Here is a 24,525-nt window from a genome sequence, read left to right on the forward strand (position 1 = left end):
CTCAATTTGATGATGATAAAAGTGGATTATTTTGCAGCGGATGCTCGCGAATTCTTCAGGAGGCTTAAGTATGTTCAAAAACAGTATCCGGACCCGGCTAATGGCGCTTGTGCTGCTGGCTTCGGTAATTCCATCCGCCATATCGGTTACATTCTCCTATTTGTATACCAAACAATCGGTTACCGAGCAGTCGGTGAAGCAGAACACGAAGCTGCTGACACTCGGGGAGGCTAATCTGAGCAGCTACTTCAGCGGTATGAATCAGCGGATCATGTCGCTATATAGCGGAATCAACGTGCCCAGCTCTTTTTATACCACCCTCCTTACCGCCAAAAGCCCAAAAGATGTTCCACCCGGCACCGCTGTTCCAGATACCCGGGCTGTGATCTCCACCCAGCTATACAATCTGTTCCTCTCTGACCGGAATACCTTTCAGATTCATCTGTATGTGCGGGCGGCCCGGCAGTCCAATCTGCTGCTGGGCGGATTGTTCCGGCGGGAGTCTGATACCGGCTATGTCTCGGCAGAACCTCTGAGAGAAACCTACCGGCCTTACATCGAAGTCACGCATATGGATCATCAGTACGGGATGAAATCCGGGTTTCCTAATTTGAAGCCGGGGAGCGAGCCGGTATTTACGGCCCATTTTCCCATTTACAAGACTCCAAGCGCAGACGTTCTGGCAGATCTCTCCATAGACTACCGCCTCACAGAGCTGGAGGGAATCGTCAAATCCATGTACAATTCCGATACGGAGCGCTTATATGTGTTGAACGATCAAGGACAGGCGCTTTTTGCCTCCGACCCCGAGTGGATCGGCAAGCCGGTTAAGGCAGGCTGGAGCCAGCTTCCCGGGAACAAGGGCAGCGGACATTTTACCTGGAAGAAGGAGGGTTTCGAAGGGATCGTCATGTACCGGCATATCGAGGATCCCTTATTCAAGGGTAATATTATCAAGCTGGTTCCCTATGAGGATCTGTACGGGGATGCCCGGGTGATCACCCGGTTCAATACCGGAATCGGCGTATTGTTCCTCCTAGTGGGGGGAATCAGCGCCGTGCTTATTTCTATTGGCTTCACCAGACCGATCAAGAAGCTGATCTCCTTCACCCAGAAGGTACAGATTGGGCAGCTGGATGCACATATGGATGTGGAACGGGAAGATGAATTCGGCCTGCTGACGCGCAAAATCACCGGGATGACCCGGACGATCAATGATCTGATCCTCAAGGAATACAAGCTGGAGCTGGCGAATAAGACCAACCAGTTGAAGGCGCTACAGGCACAGGTTAATCCGCATTTTTTATACAATGCATTGCAGTCTATCGCCAGCTTGTCCTTGCGGTACAATGCGCCGAAGGTATATGATCTCATCTATTCACTTGGCAGCATGATGCGTTATTCCATGAATACTGAACGCACACAGGTGCCGCTCCGTGACGAAATTGAGCATGTCCAGAACTATGTTATCCTGCAGACAGAACGATTCGGGGAAGAGAATCTCCGTCTTGAAGTAGACGCGGAAGAGAAGGCGCTGGAGGTAGTGGTGCCCAAAATGATTTTGCAGCCGATTGTGGAGAATATCTTCAAGCATGGCTTCGCGGATGGCATACAGGGCGGACTCATCGCTATCGATTGCGCGGTGGATACGCAGGGCCGGTTAATGCTGGCTGTCAAAGATAACGGCAAGGGGATAACACCTGAGCGGCTGGAAGAAATCAATGCCTTACTTGCAGTCAACAGAGGCATGGAGCAGGAGGAGATTGGACTGTACAATGTGCTGGCCCGGCTCCGTTTGCAGATGAGCTCTGGGGCGGAGATGCTGCTGCGTGATAATGGGGATGGGGGCCTGACCGTCACTCTCCTTATTCCGCTGGACATATAGATAAGTTGAACTAAAAAAACATAAAAAGGTAGGAGTGCGGAGGGGAAGTTTGGAACTGTAGGAGCGATAGCGACCGCCTGAAAGCTTTCCGTAGGAAAGCTCGCATCGGAAGCATAATCAGTCTGCGGATTTCCACCGAGAACAGCGGTATAAATCAAGAAATCTGCAGATGGGCAGCGGCCGGAAGTCCAAACATTCCCCGCAGTTACGACCGGACTATAATATGAAAATCAAAAGTTCAACTTATATCGATTACTTACAGAAAAGGAGCGGCGGAGCATGAAGGTACTGATAGTAGATGATGAGAAGCATGTTAGAGAGGCGATACGCTATTTCGTACCTTGGGAGAAACATCATATTACCGATATCTATGAGGCTACCAACGGGCAAGAAGCAATGCGGATCATGCAGGAGCATCAGCCCGCAATTGTCTTCACGGATATGCGGATGCCGCTGATGGATGGAGCGGAGCTGCTGGAGTGGCTGCACAGCCACTATCCGCATACCAAGACTATTGTGATCAGCGGTTATCAGGACTTCAACTATGTGAAGCCTGCTATTGTCTACGGCGGAACCGATTATTTGCTCAAGCCGCTGAACAGTAAGCAGCTGATCGCTGCAGCGGAGCGTGCCTTTAAGCTGTGGCTGGAGGAGGAGGAGGGACGACAACAGGCGCAGCGTCAAAATATGCAGCTAAATGTGCTGCGGCCGCTTTATTGGGACAAGGTACTCTCGGATCTGGTGGCTGGACAGGCGTCCTTTCAGGAACTGAGGCATCCGCTGAGCGAAGAACTCGGCATGCCGCTGTTTGCGGCAGATTGCAGAATTGCGGCCCTCTCGCTGCAGGGAGCGGACTGCCGGCTGCTGCAGAGATTCCACGGCGATGTGGGACTGACCTCTTTTGTACTGGCCAATGTCTGCAACGAAGTGCTTGCCCCGAAGCAGATGGGATTTGCCTTCCGCAGCTGGCAGAAGGGGGCAGACCTGGTCCTTCTATTCTGGGCAGCTGTTATGGAAACCGAGGCAGAGGTGAGCCGGATCAACGAGTCCATTAGGCAGACCTATGGTGTGCAAATGGATATCGGGCTCAGCCTTCCCGCAGCCTTTCCGGAAGAATTGCAAACGGCCTTCCACCAAGCCTTACAGGCTTTGAACGAGCGTAATCTGCTGCAACGGGAAGGGCGCATTCACCTCTACCGGGAGCATATGGAGGAGAGTGGGCCTGAAGGAGACTACGCCTCTGAAGCTCACCTGGATAAGCTAAGAATCGCGGTTCTCTCCGGAGATTTGGACAAAATGGAGCGGGCCGTAGACGAATGGTCAGACCTGTTGTCCCGTCTGCCTCTGCTGACGGAGAGCAGGCTCCTCCAGCTTCAGCATGAGATCTCAGAGGTTCTGAAGCGCTGGCGGCCGGATGAAGAGATTACATTAGGCATTTGCTATGATAACGAAGGTCTTTTCTCCGTGGAGAATTGGCGGGATCAGCTCAAGGCGCTGCTTCAGCACTTGTCCAAAGGAAACACCCAGGCGCCGGACAATCGGCTTATTGAGGAGATCAGGCAGTATCTCCATCAGAACTATGCCAGAGATATGACACTGCAGCATATTGCAGAGCAATTTTTTATCAGCAGAGAGAATGTCTCACGGAAGTTCAAGCAGATCACAGGGGAGAATCTGTCTGATTATTTAACCGGTATCCGGATCGACAAGGCCAAAACACTGCTGCAGAATACAAATCTCCGGCTGTCGCAAATTTCAGAGCTGGTTGGTTATGAGGATGAGAAGTATTTCAGCCGTGTCTTTAAAAAGTCTACCGGGCAGACACCCAGGGAATACCGCAAGCAGGGAGAAATTCTCTAGCACAATTACACGATTATAGGTCCGGCCCTTTCAGCTTTCTTCTGCTTTTAACCGATAGTATAGAGTATAGAGATAGGTACATATTCATTCGGTTGATTCGGGAGGACGCAGCATGGAAAGATATTTAGGCAAAAAAATTAAAAACGATTTGATTAATGCCTATGGAGTAACGGTAATCCCTGCAGACAGCATCCTGAATGCAGAGCATCTGGAGCTTATCCGCAAGCAGAAAATCAGTGTACTCGACATCATCTTTGAAGCTGAGAAAGGGCAGAAGCCCTCCAGCAAGGAACTGGCGTATAACGTGGTGAACGTATCCAGGGATTTGTTCGAGTCCTTCCGGGTCTCACGCAAGGTTCCTCTGACAGATATCCGCAAGGAGGTCGTGCCTGTTGTTCAGGAAATATCCCTAAATCCCGATATTTTTGCGATGTTCAGTGCGATCCAAGGCAAGGATGATTATACGTACCAGCATAATATTGGAGTAGGTGTATTGTCCACGCTCATCGGCAGATGGCTTAACATGAGTGAGGCCGAGCTGTCGGTTCTCTCTTTAGCCGCCACTCTTCATGATATCGGCAAGCTGAAGATTCCCTCCGAGATCTTGAACAAACCCGGCAAGCTGACCCCGGATGAATACGAACTAGTCAAAAAACATACCATACTGGGTTATGAAATGCTGAAGGAAACCACGGGGGCCAATTCCCACATTACACTGACGGCACTACAGCACCATGAGCGGAATGACGGCAGAGGTTATCCCCTGGGTCTAAAAGAAGAGCAGATTGACTTCTACAGCAAGATCGTAGCGGTAGCCGATATTTTTCATGCCATGTCCTCCAGACGCCCCTATCATGAGCCGGTTCCGTTCCATACCATTGTCGATCAGATGAGAAGAGGTAGCTTTGGTGCGCTTGACCCGAACATCGTGTCCGTCTTTCTTGAGAATATTGTGAAGCGCACCGTGGGCCGCGAAGTGGTTCTGACGGACGGGCGTGTCGGTGAAATTGTCTACCTGAACCCCCACGATATTGGAACCCCTCTAGTGAAAATTGACGATGAGTATATTGACCTGAGCAAAATGAATACCCTTAAGATCAAAGAAATCAATATTGAGTAGGAAGTAAGATTGCTTAGATTTAGTCAAAATAATCCGATAGCCCCTCGGCAATCGCCTGGGCAGCTTTTTTCTGATAAGAGGTTTTGCGGACGACGGATTCGTCGTAACGGTTGGTCAGAAAACCAAGCTCCACCAGCGTTGCCGGGAGGGTGTTTTCGCGCAGAATGTGGTAGTTCCCAAAGGATAGGCCATTGCTCTTCAGGCCAATTCCCTGTCCAAGCCGGTTCTCAATCGAACGGGCCAGACGCAGATCATTATTCTCTGAATAAAAAAAGGTGAGGGTCCCCGATACTTTCTTCGGAGAAGAATTATAATGAATGCTGACAAAAGCATCCGCTCCCAGCTGCTGCCCGATCTGTACCCGCCGGGCGAGCGAAGGCTTCTGGTCTGCCCGAGTCCGGGTCATTTCCACCTGTGCTCCTCTAGCTCTCAAATAATCTCTCACATAAAATGCTGTCTGCAGCGTCAAATCCTTCTCCATCGTATCAAAGCTTGTACCCAGCATACCGGGGTCACTTCCGCCGTGTCCGGGGTCAATGACGATAAGCTTGCCGCGGATGCTCCCGGAAGTCCTGGTATTATTGCTCCTGGTGCTCGAGCTGCTCCCGCTTCCTGTACTTCCTCCGGCAATGTATTGCCCGGATACCCAGCCGATCTCTCCGCTCGTGGTGCGAATGCGTGCCCAATCCCCCTGGCGAAGCAGTACAGTAATAGAATCTCCTTCTTTCAAAGATCCCAGCACCGTATATCCTGTTCCCGGGCCGCCCCTGATCCGCAGGGAAGAGGCGGTAACGTGCGCGGTTCCAGCACTGCCGGAGGATGGGGCAGAGGTCTTCACGTAAGCGGCTGCGGCTATGTTCCCTGAAGCTGCCGCGTTTGTGCCGCTGGTCCGCTTGAGATAATATCCGGCAACCCAGCCGGAGACGGAACCGGACCGGACCTTAAGCCAGCCGTGCTGCTCGGCGGTTACGGTGACCAGAGTTCCGCTTTTTAGCGATCCCGTTACAGCTGCGCTTGCCGCCGGCTCACTGCGCACATTTAGGGAAGAAGCGTATACCCTCGCCGTATAGGCTCCGGCAGCCTGAGCTGATTCAGTCTGCACAGCAGTGGATAGTAATAAAGTGACTGCAAGCATGGAGGCAGATATTGTTTTTTTGAAAATATATGAATTCATTGGTTTCACGCTATAAATTCCCCTTCTGTTTCACAAATAGATTAAAGGTTTATTACCCGCTCCGGCGGGGTAGAAACGGAAGATAGTCAAAATTTTAATTGAAAACTGTCTCTGTTCCAGTCGTGTAAACATCTGTATAATTATTACATATCGTGAAAGACGACAAAGGAGTGCCGACGTGACCAGACCGAAATTATTCATTGGATCTTCCAGAGAATCCATCCGTTACGCACGGGCGATACATGAGCAGCTGAAACGGGAAGCTCAGGTCAATCCGTGGTATGCCAACGCATTCCGGGCAAACGAATATACCATGGAAGCGCTCGAACGGAATCTGGATGAGAGCGATTTTGCCGTATTTGTGTTCTCGCCGGATGATGTAGCCAGAATCCGCGGCAAATATTATTATGTGACCCGTGATAATACACAGTTTGAGATGGGATTATTCTGGGCGAGGCTGCGACGGAACCGTGTGTTCTGTCTGCTTCCGGATCAGGTGCCTGTCCGCAAGGACTTAATTCCGGGGGAGAATATTGAGGAATATCATTTGCTCTCGGATCTATCCGGGCTTACTCCGCTGGAGTACGAATGGCAGCATGAGAATCCGGTGGCAGCCGTAGATGTCAGCTGCGGCAAGATCATCGACAGCATTCAGGAGCTGGGAAGCTTCCATGACCCGCTTAAGGAGCTGGAACAGCTGAAGAGTGAACTTGGGCGGAAAGAAAGTATCCTTCACTTCTTCTGGCAATATAATAGCAATATATCTACCCCTGATGACCGGGACAAATATCAGGCGCTCAGTGAGGCTATCCGCAATTCCTTTCTTCCCCCTAAGCATTGCCGTGTGATGGGCGCGGCTATGTGGCAGGCCCGTGAACAGGAAGGGTTGGTGCAGGTGGGCGGTAATGTGGGCCGCGGACATTCCTATCCTTTTTCATCGACTGAAGAAAAGGGCTCCCGTCCGGGGGTAGTGGATGCTTTTATAGCCAAAGAATGGACCTTTTTGCAGCGCACCGAAGTTGCTGAGGTATATATCCTGTGCTATCCTTTAGGTGAGAGGCATGTCCTTTCTGTACATTTTTCCGGAAACGACGGGTTATCTGCGGATGATCTGACCGAGGTCGTATCGTACAACCGGGATTTATTCCGTACCGTCAATCATTTAGTGGAAGGGGACTGACACGATGAAGAATATGAAGAATGCAGTCAGTTTATCCAGTGCTGTCCGCCGGACCGCTAACAGCAGCGAGGGCAGCAAAAGCCGCGCGAAGCGAAAGACTGGAGCCGTAAGGCCCACCAAGCTATCACCTGCAGCCATGAACGTATATATTGCGCCTTCTCTTGAAGGCGGAGACGACGAATACAAGAAGCTCACTAGCGGGAAGGTAGACCATAACAAACCTTCGTTTGCTTAACTGGTGCTTCACCAAGATAGGGCCCCCAGCACATGCTGGGGGCTTTTTTTATATTTCTTTCATAATTTCGTCATGTTCCCTTTAGGATTGGCTTCTAGAATAGGCTGTACAGAAACCTGATAGGGAGTGTTCAAATGGCGAAGATATTGATTACGGATGATGCAGCTTTTATGCGGTTGATGGTGCGTTCGGCACTGGAGGGTAAAGGGCATGAGATTGTGGGTGAAGCGGTTAACGGAGCAGAAGCGGTCAAAATCTACCAGCAAGTCAAACCGGATGTGGTCACGATGGATATCACCATGCCGGATATGGACGGGGTTACTGCAGTCAAAAATATTTTGGCTATAGATCCCGGGGCCAAAATTATTATGTGCAGTGCCATGGGACAGACCGTGATGGTCATGGATGCAATGAAGGCCGGGGCAAAGGATTTTGTGGTTAAGCCTTTTCAGGCAGACCGGCTGTTGCAAGCTGTAGAAAATCAACTGTAAAAAAAGAGGGAGAAATGCCGATATGAAACATATACAAGCGAATCATTTGAATACGGTTCTTGCTGGTATTGAAAAAGTGCTGGTCACCCATCTTGGGACCGCTTTTCGTGCAGGCGTTCCATCTGCCGAGCAGCCTTATGTAAATACGGAGAATGTATCTGTAATGGTTGGAATGACCGGAGACCTTCGTGGCGAGATCATTCTCAGCATGGACGATGAAGTCCTGAAAGGCATAGTCAGTACCATGTTCGGCTTCAACGTAGAAGTAATCGATGATATGGGATGGAGCGCTTTTTCAGAGTTTGGTAATTGGGTGGGGGCCGCTTGCTGTACTGCTTTTCAAGAGCAAGAGCTGAACACCAATATTACACCCCCCGTCATCCACGAAGGAAAAGGTAGCCTGCGGACAAGCAGCAAATTTGTCAGCATACCGGTATATACAGGAGAACTCACGATCATGGCGCATATCAGCCTGGGTGAATGATGAGCGGGCACAAGTCGGTCCATAAATGGGGAGAGCTGTTCATGAATCAATTAAAGATGATGCGCCTGTACGTAGGGTTGTCATTAATATGCGTACTGGTGATGGGACAGCTTGCAAACTGGATGAATCCTACTGATCCTGCTCTGGATATCGTGGAAGTGACTGTTCTGACCATCGGTGCATTAGTGCTGGCCGCCACCTTCTTCTCGAAGAGGGTGAGGTCAAACCCGGAGCCATTCCTGTTTGCGTATTTGTGGTTTATATCGGCCTCCGCCTTCGTATCCTTACTGCAGAACCAATATAACTCGATGCTGTTGATTACAATCCTAATGATGTACTTTGTGGTAAGTCAGACAATCAGTTCTCTGAGACGGCTGCAAATCTACATGGTTTTGATATTACTTGAGCTGATCCTGTTCTTATTCTTCACAGGGGATATCAAGAAGACCAGTTTTGCGCTCGTTATCTTTCTTACAGCAAGCATTGTGATCTATCTTTCCACGGGAAAACGCTTGCAGATGATTAGGGAGTATGAACTTACGGAGCAGGTCCTGCGGGAGACCGTTGCCGAGAAGAATTTATATGTACGTGCAGTGCAGGATGTCGGAACAGGAGTCATTATCGCAGAGGCTTTGCCGCATTCACCCGTTATTTATACCAATGAAGCATTTTCACAGATAACGGGGTATTCGGCGGAAGAGGTGCTGGGTCGCAACTGCAATTTCATGCAGGGCAAAGACACGAAGCCGGAGCATATTGAACAAATCCGCATTGCGCTTGATCAGCAGACCCGAATCCAGCTGGAAATCCTGAATTACCGCAAGAATCATGAGCCCTTTTGGAACGAGCTGTCGATTACCCCGCTCCGTGATGAGACCGGTCAGGTCACCCATTTCATTGGTGTTCAGACGGATGTCACGGTCCGCAAGCAACTGATGCTTAGTGAGCAGCAGTCGCGCACGATGCTGGAACAGGTGATGCGTTATTTGAAGGATCCTGTCCTGGTGATGCGTGCCGAGCAATTCCAGCTGCATCCCGTGATGATGAATGACGCTGCACGTGAGTTATATGAATCGCTGGACCGCACGGATGTTACCAAGCTAATGGCGTATCAGGAACTAATTCTAGCCACGCTGTATGGACAAGAAGCCGCTGAGCAGGAAATGGAACTCAGAATTGGCGGGAATATTCGTGCCTACCGCGTCAGCATCAGCAAACTTGAAGATATGGTCATGCTTACCTTTACCGACATAACGTCCCATAGGGAGAGTGAACGCCAGCTCCTGCTGAATAAGGAGGCCCTGGAGCATACCAATCGCGCAAAGGACCAGTTCCTGGCAATGATCAGCCATGAGTTCCGGACGCCGCTTAATGCGATTCTAGGCATCGTACAGCTTCAGGAACAAGATCATCTTCCGTCTGAAGAGATGCTTACTTTGAAGCACTCCTCAGAGCATCTTTTATTTTTAGTTGAACGTGTCTTGGACTATTCTGCCATGGAGAACGGAGCAGTGCATATAGACCGGAGGCCCTTCAATCTGAAAGAGCTCATCGTGAATCTATCCTCCGAATATGAGGGGAAGTTGGGCAAGAAGGGACTTGAATTCCGTCTGACAGCAGAGCAGCTTCCGAATGTGCCGGTGATTGGCGATGCACGCCGCACCGCGCAAATTATTCAGACCCTGCTAGATAATGCCATGAAGTTCACACCTTTTGGTGAGGTTGAACTCTCGGCGTATGTCCGGCCTATGCTGGACCCGATGAAGCTTCTGCTAATGATCAGAGTTAGGGATACGGGGATTGGCATTCCAGAGGATGCGGGAGAAGACATCTTTAAGCCGTTTTTCCAATCCGACCTGTCCTCCACCAGACCATATGGCGGTCTGGGAATTGGACTGGCGTTCTCCCGTAAACTCATAGAACTTTTGGGAGGAAGATTATCGTACCTTAGCAAGGTTGGAGAAGGCACAGTGTTTGCAGCAGAACTGCCGTTCACTCTGTTGTCAGCCGATCATTTCGCATTAGGGTCCGCAGGGAAACCACGGCTGCTTTTGGCAGAGGACAATATAGATAATCAGAATTTGTTCATTGCGTTTGTGAAGAAGATAGGCTGCCGTGTTGATGTTGCCGTGAATGGGCTGGAGGCCGTGCGAATGTTCACCGAAGGGTATTATCATATGGTTTTCATGGATATTCAAATGCCTGTCATGGATGGATATGAAGCTACAAGGCAAATCCGCCAGTGGGAGAGACAGGAAGGACTGAAGCCTGCTGCTATAGTGGCATTGACTGCCCATGCTTTTGCCGAGCATCGCCAAGCGTCCAAGGACGCTGGCTGTGATGACTTTTTGGAGAAACCGATTTTTATGGAACCGTTGTTCGAGACCATCCGGCGGTATGGATTTGCCGAGTTTAGTGAGAGTGGGGGATGAAATTCATGGAATCTCCATTCCAAGTATGGATTGATGAGGATATTGCAGAACTGATCCCGGGGTATATGGGACGCCGCAGAGAGGACTTGGCTAATCTCTCCTCCCTGCTTGAGATCCGTGAATTCGAAGCCATTGCCAATATCGGGCATTCGATGAAAGGCAGCGGCGGGGGGTATGGGTTGTTTGCTATCTCAGAGATAGGCCGTGACCTGGAGCGGGATGGTGGGCTGAGGGACGGTGTATTGGTGAAGAGTTGTCTGGATCGGCTGGAATATTATTTGGAACATGTGGAAATTTTGATTAAGCCATGCGAACGCTAGGAAACGGGGAATAACGATGAATAGAGAGAAGACTGTATCTATTTTTGAATGGATATGGAAACCGTATATTAAAACTTCAGTTATTCCGTTATTGCTTGTGGAGCTGGTCTTTATCGGGATTTATTTTGTGACGAACAACTGGTCGCGGGAACGTCAGGTTCTCAGCATGAAGAACGAAGTGTTCCATGAAATGCAGATCCTCTCCTCCCAGGAAGCTGCGATCATAAATGGGCAAACACAGCGGATTTTGACAAATGTAGATATATTCCGGGATGCTGTTTCGCATACGCTTGAGCAGGGGGCTCCGCTCGGGGAAGATGACCGCAGACGGCTGGTTACAGGCCAGGATGGTGCCTATTACTCGGCAGCCGACAGTCCTGCAGGGGGAGCTGCAGTGTTTTATAGCGGTGTATATACAGTTGGCGATGAACAGAAAAGAAAGGTGGCCAGTCTGCTGGCGCTGCAGCCTCAGATGAAGTCAATGATCGCCAGGGAAAAGCTTGCGTCAGCGATTTATTTCAACACCTATGATTCCCTGAACGTGATCTATCCATATATGGATGTAATAACACAATATGCACCGAAAATGAACATTCCTGAATTTAATTTCTATTATGAAGCCGATGAAGCCCATAATCCGGATCATAAGGCCGTCTGGACAGATGCTTATCTGGACCCGGCAGGAAACGGCTGGATGGCCTCCTGTATTGCCCCTGTCTATAACGGAGCTGTTCTGGAGGGAGTCGCCGGTATTGATGTCACCATAGACACCTTCAGGAGCGAGATTCTTGGACTGGACATTCCTTGGGGCGGACATGGATTTCTGGTAGACGATAACGGAAGCATTCTCGCTATGCCGGATCAGGTGGAGCAATTATTTGGGATCCAGGAACTCACCTCCCATCAATATACTGAGGCGGTCAAGCAGGATACTTTCAAGCCAGCGGAATTCAATCTTTTCGCCCATGAGGATCTCAAGACGATTAATGCCGAGCTTACGGCGGCAAGCCAAGGGTTAGGCGAGTTGAAGTTGGGCGGGGAGCAGCATATTCTAGCCTGGGCAGCCGTTGAGAACACGCGCTGGAAATTAATCATTCTGGCTGATGAAGACAACATTCTGGCTGATACCAATCACCTGAAGCATGAACTGTATGAAATCGGGATGTATATGGTCTTCGGGTTGATCTTCTTCTATAGTATATATTTTGTGGTGCTGAACCAGCGTACCAAAAGAATGAGTAGAAAGATGTCCGAGCCTATTCAGAAGATCAATGCCATTGCTCTGGGTATAGGACAAGGCCAATATCATCAAGAGATTCCGGATATCCACGTGATTGAACTGAGGCAGACTGCTGAGATCCTGACTCAGGTCGGACAGGAATTGGGGGCATCCAATCACGAACTGAGGGAGGCCAAAGAGGCGCTCGAAAGCCGCGAGGCCAATATCAATGCGATGATTCAATCCGTAGATGATATGATTGCCGAGATTGATGAGTCCGGTACGATTATTAAGGTCTGGTCCGTAGACAAGAGGTATGATATCAACCTTGCGAGGAATTACGAAGGCAAGCATGTGGGCGTACTGTTTGATCCGCAAACAACCTTGCAATTTATGGACCTGCTGCAAAAAATGCTGGTTACAGGTGAAACGGCTGGTCTGGAATATGAGGTGTCTACACGTATAGGGATCCGATGGATGCAGGCGATGATTTCACCGATTGATTATAAACACGAGCAGGTCCGTAAAGTCGTTATGGTCTCCCGTGACATTTCCGACCGGAAGCTGATTGAAGAATCCATGCTCAGTTCGAAAGAAAGTGCAGAGAAGGCCAACCAGGCCAAGTCTGAATTTCTGTCCAGTATGAGTCATGAATTGCGTACCCCGATGAATGCGATTCTGGGCTTTGCGCAGCTTCTTGAATATGACCGTACAGAGCCGCTGACAGCTTCACAACAGGAGAATGTTGGTGAGATCATCAAAGCAGGGAAACATCTGCTTCAACTAATCAGTGAAATACTGGATTTGTCCAGAGTGGAGTCCGGCCGCTTGGCCTTGAACATAGAGAATGTATCTGTAGGCGAGATTCTGGAAGAATGTTTTTCATGGATACAGCCCCTTTGCAGTCTGAATTCTATTCAGTTCCATAATGCAGCGATACCGATGTACGGACAAATGATGGCATGTGACCGCATCCGTATGAAGCAGGTACTGTTAAATATTTTATCCAATGCTGTGAAATACAATGAGAAGGATGGTTCCATCAGAGTCAGTATTCACCCTGCCGGCGGTAATAGGCTTGCGATAGTGGTTGAAGATACGGGAATCGGAATAAGTGAAGAGGATATGAAATTGATATATGAACCCTTCCACAGGATTCAGCAAGGCAGGCAGATTGAAGGCACGGGAATCGGGCTTACGGTCTCCAGTAAGCTGCTGGAAATGATGGGCGGGGAGATCATTGCGTCAAGTACTGTGGGCGTAGGCAGCCGGTTTGAAATATTAATTGGCAGAGCAGATCTTCATAGTAATGAATAGGATCGGCTCTAAAAGGAACGCCTGCAGGCGGCCGATGCGGGATGAATGAGGGATGGCACATGTTAATGTCTGACACGATATATCCGGAACTATACAAACAAGGGAAAATCATGATTATTGATGATGTCCGGGCAAATACACTTCTGCTCCAAAAACTGTTTATTCTCGAAGGGTACTCGAATATCTCCATCATAGAAGATCCGCAAAAGGCGGTTCAGGCGATTCACGATGAAGCTCCGGCGGTGTTGCTGCTGGATTTGAACATGCCTGTGGTCAGCGGTTTTGATATTCTGGTGCAGCTTAATGAACAGAATTCCCCTTTGCTGTCTTCCATAATCATTATTACAGCCTATCAGGACACGGCCCTCCTTCACGGTGCGCTGCGGCTGGGGGTGAGTGATTTCATAACCAAACCGTTCGATCCAATAGAAGTACTGCTTAAGGTACAACATCTGCAAGAGGCGAATTACAAGCGCAGACTACAGGAGGAGCAGAACGTTCGGGTAGAATCGCTTTTGCAGCAGCATATTTGTGAGCTTGAAGAGCTTCGGCAGGAATATGTACAGCGTATGTTTCAGACTATGAGCCAAAAGGATAATGAAACCGGCAGGCATCTGCTTCGGATCAGCAACTATGTATATGCGCTGGCGAAGCAGATGGGGCTGGGAGAAGAGACTTCGCATAAGCTTAAGCTGGCAAGCGCCCTGCATGATATAGGAAAGATATCTATCCCCGACCGTATCCTGCATAAGAAAGGGAAATTAACGGCGGAAGAATTCGAAATCATGAAAGAGCATACAACCAAAGGTGCCGAACTGTTATCAGGCAGCCGTAACGAAATTCTTGCCATCGCCGAAAGTATTGCGCTCACCCATCATGAGAAATGGGATGGCACCGGCTATCCCCGGGCTTTGAAGGGTGAAGCCATTCCGCTGGAAGGGCGGATCACCGCTGTCTGTGATGTATTTGATGCGCTCACCTCGACACGCCCCTACAAATGTGCGTGGACTGTTGAGGACTCCATGGCTGAGATCTTGCGATTAAGCGGTATTCATTTTGATCCGGTGGTTGTCCAGGCTTTTGCTGATATCCATGATGAACTGATGTGGATTCGGGAGACATGGCAGGATTAACAGAAAAAGGGCTGGTCTGGCGACCCTGATAGTCGCACACCAGCCCTTTGTATATACTCAGATCATACAACAAATTTATAGCCAATCCCCCAAATGGTCTTGATCATCTTATGATCGGGATCAATTTTTTTGCGGATGTTTTTTAGATAGACGGTTACAGTGTTAATGTCTCCGCTGTCTTCATAGCCCCATACGGCATTGTATATCTGCTCTCTGCTGAGTACAAGATTCTTATTGCGCACCAGATACAGCAGAATCTCCAGTTCTTTTCCCGATAAATGAATGAGTTCTCCCCCAATGATCACTTCATAGGTTTCCCCGTTAATCGTTATATCATCAAATTGAAAGATCTTCTGGTTCGAAGCTGCAGGTTTGGCACTGCGCTGTTCGCGCCGGAGGTGAGACTTGATACGTGCTGTCAATTCGTCCATGCTGAAGGGCTTGGTGATATAGTCATCGGCCCCCAGCTCCAGCCCGAGCACTTTGTCGATTTCGCGGTCCTTGGCGCTAAGCAGCAGTATGGGTGCGCTTACGAGGTCGCGGATCGCCTTGCAAATATCAAGTCCATTCATAGAAGGCATTACAATATCCAGAACGATTAGCGAAAAGGAATGAAGCTTAACCAGCCGGATCACTTCTTCACCCTCTGAGACTGTAAATACCTCATAACCTTCAAGCTCCAGCCGTTTTTTTAGAAGAATAAGGATATCTCGATCATCATCCACTACAAGGATTTTGGGTTTATTCATAAAGGGATTACCTCCAAAGCAATGCTCATATCTATGATTTTATCATATCTTCACTATATTTTTTTATATTTAAATCACTTTGTCACTAGATTTGTTTGATAAAACTAGATTGTACAGCAATAAGGGGTGGTTCCCCGGGAGATGTGGTGATCGCACTTGGATATGAACCAGTTTTTGGAAGTGTATATGGAAGAAGCAGATGAGCAGATTCAAATCATGGAGGAAAAGATGCTTCTGCTTGAACAAGGCAACTGCGATGATGAAACGATCCAATCGCTTTTTAGAGCAGCACATACCCTCAAAGGATCTTCAGCAGCCATGGGCTTTGACCTTATTAAGAATGTGACCCATGAAATGGAATCACTACTGGACCTGATCCGCACCAAACAACTGGATGTGACCAATGAACTGGTAGAGCTGCTTATTGATAGTCTGGATATCATCAAGCTTCTCAAGGAGGACTTGTCCTTGGGTGCCGGTGAAACGGCCATTGAAGGGATTTTATCCAGAATTGCATCTTTCCGTATTCATGGCTCAGGTTCTGCCCCTATTGCGGAGGCGTGGACTGAATCTGTTAAGCTCCATCCGCTATCGCTGACTCTGGATGAGCATTACCGCTGTCTGGAGGCTCAGGAGCAGGGGAAGGCTATTCTGGATGTGGGGATCCTGCTGGTGCAGGATTGTCTGATGAAAGCTGCACGGGCAGCGATTATTCATCAACGTCTTTCTGATCTTGCCGACATTGTGAATATGAGTCCTCTGCTGGACGAGTCGGCTGCAGAGCAGAATGAGGATCAATACCAGTCGCTCCAATTCCTCCTGATTTCGGACTTGCCGGATCATGAACTGCATAAAAAATTGGTTTCACTGGTTGAGGTGGCAGAGGTCCGGATTCAGAACATTGAGCTGGAGGAGCCAGATGAGCTAGATGTGCCAGATGTGCCAAAGGGAATTCCTTCGGTCGTAGTCCGTGAACCGGACGGAGAACCTGTCCAGGAACTAGAAGCCTCCACACTTTCAGCCGATACCGGTGTACCTGCCCCCGTCCAGCCGGCAGATAAGAAAAAAACACGATCTATCCGGGTAGATGTGGAAAGGCTGGAACATCTGATGAATCTGGTGGGAGAACTGTTGATTGACCAAGTGGGCATCAAACAGGCTGGGCGGCTTCTGAATCAGCGGTACCGTGGAGATGAGGAGTGCAGCAAGCTGGATGGGCAGACGGATCATCTGGGGCGAGTCATCCATGAATTGCAGGAGCAGGTGATGAAGATCAGAATGCTGCCTGCCGAGCAATTATTCAGCCGGATGCCCCGGATTGTAAGGGATTTATCCAAACAGCTGGGCAAAGAGGTTGATTTGCGCCTGGTTGGGGGTGAAACCGAAATGGACCGGACGGTTATTGAAGAAATCACCGATCCGCTGATCCATTTGCTCCGTAACGGCGTGGACCACGGAATTGAATCGGAAGCGGAGCGGTTGGCAAAAGGCAAGCCGCCAAAGGGAACCTTGACGATTCAAGCCTCCCATGAAGGAAATCAGGTGGTTATCCGTGTAATGGATGACGGCAATGGAATAGATCCGGAACGCATCCGGCAGAGTGCGGTCAAGAAGCAGATCATTAGTGAAGCGGCAGCAGCGAACCTGTCAGACCGTGAAGCGATTCAGTTAATTTTCAAACCGGGTTTCTCCATGGCGGCTGTCGTTAGTGATATCTCCGGGCGGGGAGTTGGTATGGATATCGTCCGTGATCATATTGAGAAATTGAACGGTGTTATTGACATCCAGAGCGAGGTAGGCCAGGGAACAGAGTTCCGTATCCGGCTTCCGCTCACACTGGCGATCATCCCTGGACTGCAGATTAAGGTGAGGGCGACGAATTTTATTCTTCCAATGTCGAATATTCTGGGAATCCTGCGAATGAAACCCGAAGAAACCGGTTATGTCCAGAAGCAGCCTGTTATGAGTCTGCGGGGGGAAGTCCTTCCAGTTTTATACATGCAGGAAGTGCTTGGCTGGGGGAAGCCCCAATTGGAAAAGGCATATCAACAGGTGGTCATTCTCGGGATGGCCGAAAAGCGGGTCGCGCTTGTGGTGGATGAATTAAACGGCAACGCAGATATTGTCGTGAAATCCATTGGTAAATATGCCGGTAAAATCAAATGCGTTACAGGAGCTACAATTATGGGAGATGGCAGGGTGGCCCTGATTTTTGATATAGGTTCATTATTCTAATTAAATCTGAAGAAATGTGGTGACCCATAATGAAAAAAATTAAGATGTCCGTGAAGGCAAAGCTGTTGTCTGTATTGATGATCCCCATTCTGGCGATGGCGCTGACCTCTTATCTATCCCTAGGTCTGGTGAACTCGTCAAGAGATAATCTGGTGCGTGTATTATACGATCATGGGTATATTCTGACCAATTACATGCTGAATGCTGACAGGGACATGTATCAGGCGTACTCTGCCGTACAACTATACCTGGGCACCGGAGATAAGAAGTCACTTGACGATTATACGGTTAACCTTGCTCAAGTCAATGAACGTATAGACAAAGCGGAGGAAGTTATTAATAAATATAACGATCCGCGAATTCTCGACCTGAAGGGGGACGGCAACAGCAAGATTACTGAGAATCTTGCAGATGCCCAAGTCCAATTCGCCGAATGGGCCGGATTTATCGACGAGCTGCTGGCAGCTCCCGGGGAGAAGAGGGTTACGAATGAACTGTTGCGTGTGGACCAGTTCAATGAAGCGCGGGATAAGCTGGATTCAGCATCGGAGATTGTAGAATCGTTTATGACAATTGAGGTTCAAAAGTCAGAGGACGCTATATACAATTCTTTCATAAAGGATCTCGCTATAAGTGTAGCTCTTCTGGCCCTGTCCTTTATTCTGGGTTTTCTGTACATCCGTAAAATTAGCGCAGCGTTCAAGCTGATTCAGAGCGTTATGGAACGATTGACGGGCGGTGATCTTACCGTAGAACCTCTGGATCTGCGCAGTAAAGACGAGATAGGGCAAGTGGGACTGGCTATTAACAATATGACCGGTAAAATCAAATCACTCATCGAAAAAACAGCAAGCCTGTCACAGACTGTTGCCATAGCCTCGCGTGAAATTTCGCAAAATACGGAGGAAGTAGTCCGCAGCAGCACGCATCAGGCGAATGATGCCCAGACGATGACAACGCTGGTGTCGGAACTGAGTATAGCCGTAACCTCGGTGGCTCAGAACGCGGAAAAGGCCTCCGTGATGTACCAGCAGACGGTGGGTATTTCAACGGAAAACATGCGGATAGTAGATGCTTCCATTAATGAAATGAACGCTGCAAGCCAACAGATGGGCAAGCTGCAGGAGGATTCCAAGAAAATAGGCAACATCCTCGAGCTGATCGATGATATTGCCGAGCAGACCAACCTCTTGGCACTGAATGCCGCTATTGAGGCAGCTAGAGCCGGAGAGCATGGCAGAGGCTTTGCGGTGGTGGCCGACGAAGTCCGCAAGCTGGCAGAACGAAGCGGAGAAGCTACGCGTCAGATCGCACAGATTATCGAGACGATGCAGGAAAATACATTGAAAAGCGTGGCTGCAGTTGGTCTTGGTGTGCAATCCTCACTGGATGCGGCAGCAGCGTTCGATAAGATCAAGGGTATTGTGAATGAAACAGCCCAGCTGATTACAGAAATTGCAGCTGCAAGTGAAGAACAGGCAGCGCAGGCCGATGATGTGCTGCAGTCGGTTCAGAGTATAGCCGCGGCAAGCCAGGAGGTCTGCGCCTGCGCTGAAGAGACCTCTGCCTCCTCGCATGATCTAGTGGATTCTACAGCAATGCTGAACGAGTCGCTGGAAGCATTCCGGATGTCATAATCCGAGAAAGACAGGTGATGCCAGATGGCTTTGGATACAGCAGACCAGTATGTAGAGTTCGGGATTGGACAGGAACATTATGCGATTCCGATTCAGGATATTCATGAGATTATCCGTGTGCAGGAAATTACCCGCCTCCCCCATACATCCTTTTATGTGGAGGGAGTTATCAATCTTAGAGGCAGAATCGTACCCGTGATCAGCTTACGCAAGCGATTTGAGTTTGATAGTGCTGAGCTTACGAAGCGGTCCCGTATTATAGTGATCAACCGGCAAGAGGAGAAGGTGGGGATTCTGGTGGATCATGTGAATAAGGTGGTTCGTATTCATGACATAGGACCGCCCCCGGAGCGTTTGGGCAGACTCAACAGCATGTTTTTTGACGGGATCGGCAAATCGGACAGTGGTGTGGTCAGCATATTGAAGGTGGAACAGCTGTTTGAAGAAGAGATCCGTTAGCCGGACAACCGGAAGTGAACAGAAAGGAGGGAATTAGATCAGATGGCTATCAGAGTACTTGTCGTTGATGATTCTGCATTCATGAGAAAGCTGCTGACAGAGATGATCAAAGGATTTCCCGGTTTTGAAGTCGCTGGTACGGCTAAGAATGGTGCCGAAGCGGTACAGCAGGTAGTGGCTATTGGGCCGGATGTGGTTACCATGGATGTGGAAATGCCTGTTATGGACGGATTAAAGGCACTGGCGGAAGTGATGAGAGTAAGGCCGACCCCTGTAATCATGGTCAGCTCGCTTACCCAGGAGGGTGCAGATGCAACCGTTCAGGCATTGATGCTGGGTGCAGTGGATTTCATTGCCAAACCTTCGGGTTCCATCTCTACCGAGCTAATCTCCAAGCAGAAAGAACTTAGAATGATGCTCCAGGCGGCTTCTTCTTCACATCCCTCCGTCCAAAAGTGGGGGAATGATGCACCAAAGGCTCCTGCTACGGCGCAGGCGGGCAGACAGGTTAGAATCCCTTCGCCGCCCCCATCCGTAGAAATCAAGCCCCATCAACAGCGGATTAGCGGTATTTGTGCAATAGGCACTTCTACAGGCGGGCCGAAGGCACTGGAGAAGGTCATTACAGCTTTACCCGGGGATTTTGGTGTTCCGGTAGTGGTGGTTCAGCATATGCCCGTTAGGTTCACCGCCTCCCTTGCTCAGCGTCTGGATCAGCATTCCAATCTCAGGGTGGTGGAAGCGGGGCACCATCAAATCCTGGAGTCGGGTTATGTGTACATTGCGCCTGGGGGCAAACATCTAGAAGTAGAAAGTATAGGAGCGGGCAAATACCGCACGGTTATTCATGAGCAGAACGCGGTGAATGGCCATCGGCCTTCTGTAGAGGTAATGTTTGATTCTATCACACAGCTAAGAGGGTTGAAGAAGGCTTATGTCATTATGACTGGAATGGGCGCTGATGGGGCCTACGCCATGAAGCGTGCGAAGGAAGCAGCACTTCAGAGCGTTACCATAGCCGAATCGGAGGCCACTTGTGTAGTATATGGTATGCCAAAAGCTGCAGTGGAGCTGAAGTGCATCGACCATCTGCTGCCCCTCACCCAAATTGCTGACAAACTCATCGGAATTTTTCATTCTATTGCCAGAGTTTGATGGACTGTACTGTTGGCAAAAGGTGATAGAGCACGGAGGTGCCCCCTCAGCCATGAAATGGCTGGGACACCCTTGCAGCCAATGACCCAAAACGCAAAGCAGCGATTCTCCAGTAACGGGAGAATCGCTGCTTATTTTTTGAGGATTTATACATGAAGGAAGCTGGTGAGTTGTAGAAAATCTACTGCTGGGACAACCCCTTCTTCTGAGGTGAAATGCTGCTCTTTTTGGCGATTTCTCTGCGAACAACCGGGGCTACCTCAGTAGCCAGCAGTTCAATTGCTGTAGCCACCTTGCTGTACGGAATGCCGCCGATATCCAATTGGGTCATGAAGCGGTTGTGGCCGAACAGCTCATGCTGGTAGAGGATCTTCTCAATAATCTGCTGCGGACTGCCGACAGCCAGGGTGTTGACCGGGGACACGAAGTGGCCAAAATCGCTGCGGGAGACGCGGTATTCCTGATTACGGCTTGGACTGATGGCGTTGCGGTAGCTGTAATAGTAAGGATAATATTCGTCCAGCGCCTGTTGTGATGTCTTGGCAATGTAGCCATGGCTCGTGATCGCGATCTTCAAATCTGCGGCTGAATGTCCAGCTGCGGCTCCACTCCGCCGGTAGGTGTCGGCAAGATTTTGGAAAGGCTCAGGGCTGCCGCTGAGAATGGCAATAGCCATGCCGATACCCAAGCTTCCAGCCTGTACGGCGCTTTCGGCGGAGCCGCCAATGCCGACCCAGAGCGGAAGCTTCTGCTGCAGGGGGCGCGGGGCGATCTCGGCATTCTTGAGCGGGGAGCGGAAATGCCCTTTCCAATTCATGACTTCCTGCTGGTTGAGCTGCAGTAGAAGCTCCAAATTCTCGGTGAAAAGCTGTTTGTAGTCTTCCAGTTCGTAACCGAACAGCGGGAAGGATTCCAGAAATGCCCCCCGTCCGGAGATGATCTCCGCGCGGCCGCCGGACAACAAGTCGAGTGAAGCGAAATCTTCAAACACCCGTACCGGATCAATAGTGCTGAGCACCGTTGTTGCACTGGTTAGCTTGATCCGCTTGGTCACTTGGGAGATGGCGGCCAGCACAACCGGTACGGATGAGATCACAAAGTCCAGCCGGTGATGTTCACCTACCCCAAATACATCAAGCCCCGCTTCATCCGCCAGCTTGGCGGCCTCGATCACTTCCTTCATCCGCTGATGGGGGCTGATCCGCTGCCCTGTATGGCAGTCGGTAACGATATCCCCCAATGTGTAAATGCCAAACTCAAATTCCGGCAAAGTTTCTACTGTAGCGTCGTTGTCCATCGTTCAAACCCCTTGTAATGTAGAATATGTGTTTTTCTGTCTGAGTGAAATATAGAAGCTTATAGTGGCGGCGAAGGGTTCACCCCGAATGTAAGTTTGGGTCTGCACGCCTCTCCGTTTGTAAGCAGGATGATGAAGTTATTGTATCACAATAACTTACAAAATGTAAGTATATGAGTGTAAGTTTGCAGTTTCGTTGAAAAGATGTTTTTGCTGAGGATTAGTGTAGTGGGTGAGAGTACTAGTTGAGTGTATTGGATTAGTGTATTGTTTTTTTTCGTTTTCATCCATTGGAATCCGGGCAGGGCTGTGATTGATAATGGATGAGCTTAAAAATTTTTTATGAAAAAAGGTGATCCAAAAATATAAACGCTACGATTCATTAGTGTAAGCAAGTTATTGCGCATGCGCTGAAGAGACTGAAGAGTGAGTATCGATTATGCATCATTCACTTGAGCTAAGGCTCACCCATTCCAAGGAGGTAAGAAAATGAAGCTGAAGAAATTGCTAGCCCCTGTACTAAGTTTGTCCCTGATGTTGCCGGTGATGGCGAGTGCGGCAGCCGCGCCGCCTAAAGCAGTTGTTGATACACCTGCAGCCCAGCTTAGAGCGAGTCTCGACTATCTGCTATCCGAGCATTTTACCCTTGCAGTTACCGCAATGACCAAAGCCTATGACGGTTCCAGAGATGCTGCTGCCGCATATCAGGCGTTGGATCAGAATGCGCTGGACATGCAGCCGGCGATTACCTCGCTGTACGGTGAAGCCGGAGGTATGGAATTTGAACGGATCTTCCGCGAACATAATAAATATACGGATGATTTGGTCAAAGCCACTAAAGCGAATGACACCCCTGCCCGTCAAAAAGCAGAGCAGGAGGTTCAGGGCTTCGTCACAGAGTTTGCTGCCTTTCTGAGTACCGCAACTGCCGGTAAACTTCCGCAAACAGCGGCAGAAGGAGCCATTCGCAGTCATGAAAATCATGTGCAGCAGGTATTCGATGCTTATGTCGCCGGTGATTATGACAAGGCCTATACGACCTATCGCACAGGCTTCCAGGAAATGTTCACGATCAGCAAGGTGTTGTCTACAGCCATTGCAACGCAAATGCCAGAAAAGTTCCAGAACACCCGTCCGGATACGAAGGCTGCTGACCTCCGTTCCGCCCTGAACAGTGTAGCTGCAGAGCACTTTGCGCTCTCGGTACTGGAAATGCAGAAGCAATTGGACGGCAAAGCCGACTATCAGGCCCTTATTAATGCCGAAGCGGGTAACACAGCTGATTTCAAGGCGGCTGTAGCCTCGATCTATGGCGCTGCTGGCGGGGATGCTTTTGAACAGATATGGGTAGGCAACCATATCACTGCACAAAGTGATTATGTGAATGCAGTGAAGAATAATGATACTGCCGCTCGTGCAGCAGTGCTGGCCCGGATCGACAGCTTCACTATGGAGCTGGGCAAATTCTTGGGTACTGCAACTGCTGAGAACCTGCCGACAGGTGCGGCACAGACTGCACTCAAGGCCCATGAAGGACAGGTGCAGAGCACGCTGGACCAGTATGCTGCCGGAGATTATTCGGCTTCTTATTCCACGAACCGCGCTGGCTATAAGACGATGTTCGGTGTAGGACTAGCTCTGTCGGGAGCAATTGTCTCCCAGTTCAACGACAAGTTTCAGGAAGCGGCTGTTCCAGCCAGCATGACCACGGTATGGATGAAGCTGCACAGCCAAGAACTGAACATTAATGGGAATGTAACGATGATGGATACGATGCCTTCCAATATGAGCGGTACCACCTATATCCCGCTGCGTTACCTTGGTGAGGGGATTGGTGCAAAAGTGAAATATGATCACCAGACCCGCACCGTATGGGTAATGGCGGGCAGCGATACGTTGAAGTTCTGGATTGACAGCAATGTAATGGAAGTCAATGGCATGCAGAAATCCGTCGGTGCCAAAGTCATCATTAACAAGGATGGCAGAACGATGGTTCCCCTTCGCTTCATTGCCGAACTTCTGCAATGGAATGTGGCCTGGAACCAGACGGAAGGTCTGATTACCTTGACGAAAGCGATGTAGAGCAAAGTGTAAAATCTTCCAAAATAACGCTCCAAAGCCCGGATGTCCTTGAACCTGCGCA

19 protein-coding genes are annotated in these 24,525 nt (G+C 49.5%); 16 read left to right on the forward strand and 3 right to left on the reverse strand.

Annotated features, from left to right (window positions below):
• Window positions 1-70: 70 nt before the first annotated feature.
• The 3 genes from AC0MA3_RS16005 to AC0MA3_RS16015 all read left to right on the forward strand — a co-directional run bounded on the left by AC0MA3_RS16005 (window position 71) and on the right by AC0MA3_RS16015 (window position 4,865).
• Complete coding sequence (locus AC0MA3_RS16005; RefSeq protein WP_474656911.1) at window positions 71-1,885, forward strand: sensor histidine kinase; 1,815 nt, start codon at window positions 71-73, stop codon at window positions 1,883-1,885.
• 279 nt (window positions 1,886-2,164) lie between these two features.
• Window positions 2,165-3,745, forward strand: coding sequence for a response regulator transcription factor (locus AC0MA3_RS16010; protein WP_474656912.1), 1,581 nt, complete (start codon window positions 2,165-2,167; stop codon window positions 3,743-3,745).
• Window positions 3,746-3,857: 112 nt separating this feature from the next.
• A complete protein-coding gene (locus AC0MA3_RS16015; protein ID WP_379162741.1) occupies window positions 3,858-4,865 on the forward strand; it encodes an HD-GYP domain-containing protein in 1,008 nt (335 codons plus the stop codon).
• A gap of 19 nt (window positions 4,866-4,884) precedes the next feature.
• Here AC0MA3_RS16015 and AC0MA3_RS16020 read toward each other — a convergent pair whose 3' ends face one another.
• A complete protein-coding gene (locus AC0MA3_RS16020; protein WP_474656969.1) occupies window positions 4,885-6,039 on the reverse strand; it encodes an N-acetylmuramoyl-L-alanine amidase in 1,155 nt (384 codons plus the stop codon).
• Between the two features lie 178 nt (window positions 6,040-6,217).
• Here AC0MA3_RS16020 and AC0MA3_RS16025 point away from each other — a divergent pair, with 178 nt between their 5' ends.
• The 8 genes from AC0MA3_RS16025 to AC0MA3_RS16060 all read left to right on the forward strand — a co-directional run bounded on the left by AC0MA3_RS16025 (window position 6,218) and on the right by AC0MA3_RS16060 (window position 14,850).
• Entirely contained in the window at window positions 6,218-7,219 is a 1,002-nt protein-coding gene (locus AC0MA3_RS16025) for a TIR domain-containing protein (protein WP_379162744.1), read from the forward strand.
• Window positions 7,220-7,223: 4 nt separating this feature from the next.
• Window positions 7,224-7,454, forward strand: coding sequence for a hypothetical protein (locus tag AC0MA3_RS16030; RefSeq protein ID WP_379162747.1), 231 nt, complete (start codon window positions 7,224-7,226; stop codon window positions 7,452-7,454).
• Window positions 7,455-7,588: 134 nt separating this feature from the next.
• Entirely contained in the window at window positions 7,589-7,945 is a 357-nt protein-coding gene (locus AC0MA3_RS16035) for a response regulator (protein ID WP_379162750.1), read from the forward strand.
• A gap of 22 nt (window positions 7,946-7,967) precedes the next feature.
• Complete coding sequence (locus AC0MA3_RS16040) at window positions 7,968-8,429, forward strand: chemotaxis protein CheX (protein ID WP_379162754.1); 462 nt, start codon at window positions 7,968-7,970, stop codon at window positions 8,427-8,429.
• Window positions 8,430-8,470: 41 nt separating this feature from the next.
• Complete coding sequence (locus tag AC0MA3_RS16045; RefSeq protein ID WP_474656913.1) at window positions 8,471-10,861, forward strand: PAS domain-containing protein; 2,391 nt, start codon at window positions 8,471-8,473, stop codon at window positions 10,859-10,861.
• 5 nt (window positions 10,862-10,866) lie between these two features.
• Window positions 10,867-11,181 (forward strand): Hpt domain-containing protein, encoded by a 315-nt coding sequence (locus AC0MA3_RS16050; RefSeq protein WP_379162760.1) that lies wholly within the window; start codon window positions 10,867-10,869, stop codon window positions 11,179-11,181.
• A 16-nt stretch (window positions 11,182-11,197) separates the two neighbouring features.
• Window positions 11,198-13,717 carry an ATP-binding protein gene (locus tag AC0MA3_RS16055; RefSeq protein ID WP_474656914.1) on the forward strand — a complete coding sequence of 840 codons (2,520 nt, stop codon included), beginning with the start codon at window positions 11,198-11,200 and terminating at the stop codon, window positions 13,715-13,717.
• A gap of 65 nt (window positions 13,718-13,782) precedes the next feature.
• Window positions 13,783-14,850, forward strand: coding sequence for an HD domain-containing phosphohydrolase (locus tag AC0MA3_RS16060; protein WP_474656915.1), 1,068 nt, complete (start codon window positions 13,783-13,785; stop codon window positions 14,848-14,850).
• A 62-nt stretch (window positions 14,851-14,912) separates the two neighbouring features.
• On the opposite strand, the gene AC0MA3_RS16065 is transcribed toward AC0MA3_RS16060, so the two are convergent.
• Window positions 14,913-15,599, reverse strand: a complete 687-nt coding sequence (locus AC0MA3_RS16065) for a response regulator transcription factor (protein WP_379162770.1) — start codon at window positions 15,597-15,599, stop codon at window positions 14,913-14,915.
• A 162-nt stretch (window positions 15,600-15,761) separates the two neighbouring features.
• On the opposite strand from AC0MA3_RS16065, the gene AC0MA3_RS16070 reads away from it, so the two are divergent.
• The 4 genes from AC0MA3_RS16070 to AC0MA3_RS16085 are packed head-to-tail and all read left to right on the forward strand — an operon-like array spanning window position 15,762 to window position 21,085.
• On the forward strand, window positions 15,762-17,834 hold the full coding sequence (locus tag AC0MA3_RS16070) for a chemotaxis protein CheW (RefSeq protein ID WP_474656916.1): 2,073 nt from the start codon (window positions 15,762-15,764) through the stop codon (window positions 17,832-17,834).
• A 29-nt stretch (window positions 17,835-17,863) separates the two neighbouring features.
• Complete coding sequence (locus AC0MA3_RS16075) at window positions 17,864-19,471, forward strand: methyl-accepting chemotaxis protein (protein ID WP_474656917.1); 1,608 nt, start codon at window positions 17,864-17,866, stop codon at window positions 19,469-19,471.
• 24 nt (window positions 19,472-19,495) lie between these two features.
• Window positions 19,496-19,930, forward strand: a complete 435-nt coding sequence (locus AC0MA3_RS16080) for a chemotaxis protein CheW (RefSeq protein ID WP_474656918.1) — start codon at window positions 19,496-19,498, stop codon at window positions 19,928-19,930.
• Window positions 19,931-19,972: 42 nt separating this feature from the next.
• Window positions 19,973-21,085, forward strand: coding sequence for a protein-glutamate methylesterase/protein-glutamine glutaminase (locus AC0MA3_RS16085; protein WP_379162782.1), 1,113 nt, complete (start codon window positions 19,973-19,975; stop codon window positions 21,083-21,085).
• Window positions 21,086-21,266: 181 nt separating this feature from the next.
• Here the strand turns inward: AC0MA3_RS16085 and AC0MA3_RS16090 are convergent, their stop codons facing one another.
• Window positions 21,267-22,382 (reverse strand): LLM class flavin-dependent oxidoreductase, encoded by a 1,116-nt coding sequence (locus AC0MA3_RS16090; RefSeq protein ID WP_379162785.1) that lies wholly within the window; start codon window positions 22,380-22,382, stop codon window positions 21,267-21,269.
• A 489-nt stretch (window positions 22,383-22,871) separates the two neighbouring features.
• Here AC0MA3_RS16090 and AC0MA3_RS16095 point away from each other — a divergent pair, with 489 nt between their 5' ends.
• The gene (locus AC0MA3_RS16095; protein WP_474656919.1) at window positions 22,872-24,464 is read left to right on the forward strand and encodes a copper amine oxidase N-terminal domain-containing protein; all 1,593 of its coding nucleotides are present in this window, start codon (window positions 22,872-22,874) and stop codon (window positions 24,462-24,464) included.
• Window positions 24,465-24,525: the final 61 nt, after the last annotated feature.

Source organism: Paenibacillus sp. LS-5, from assembly GCF_056121505.1.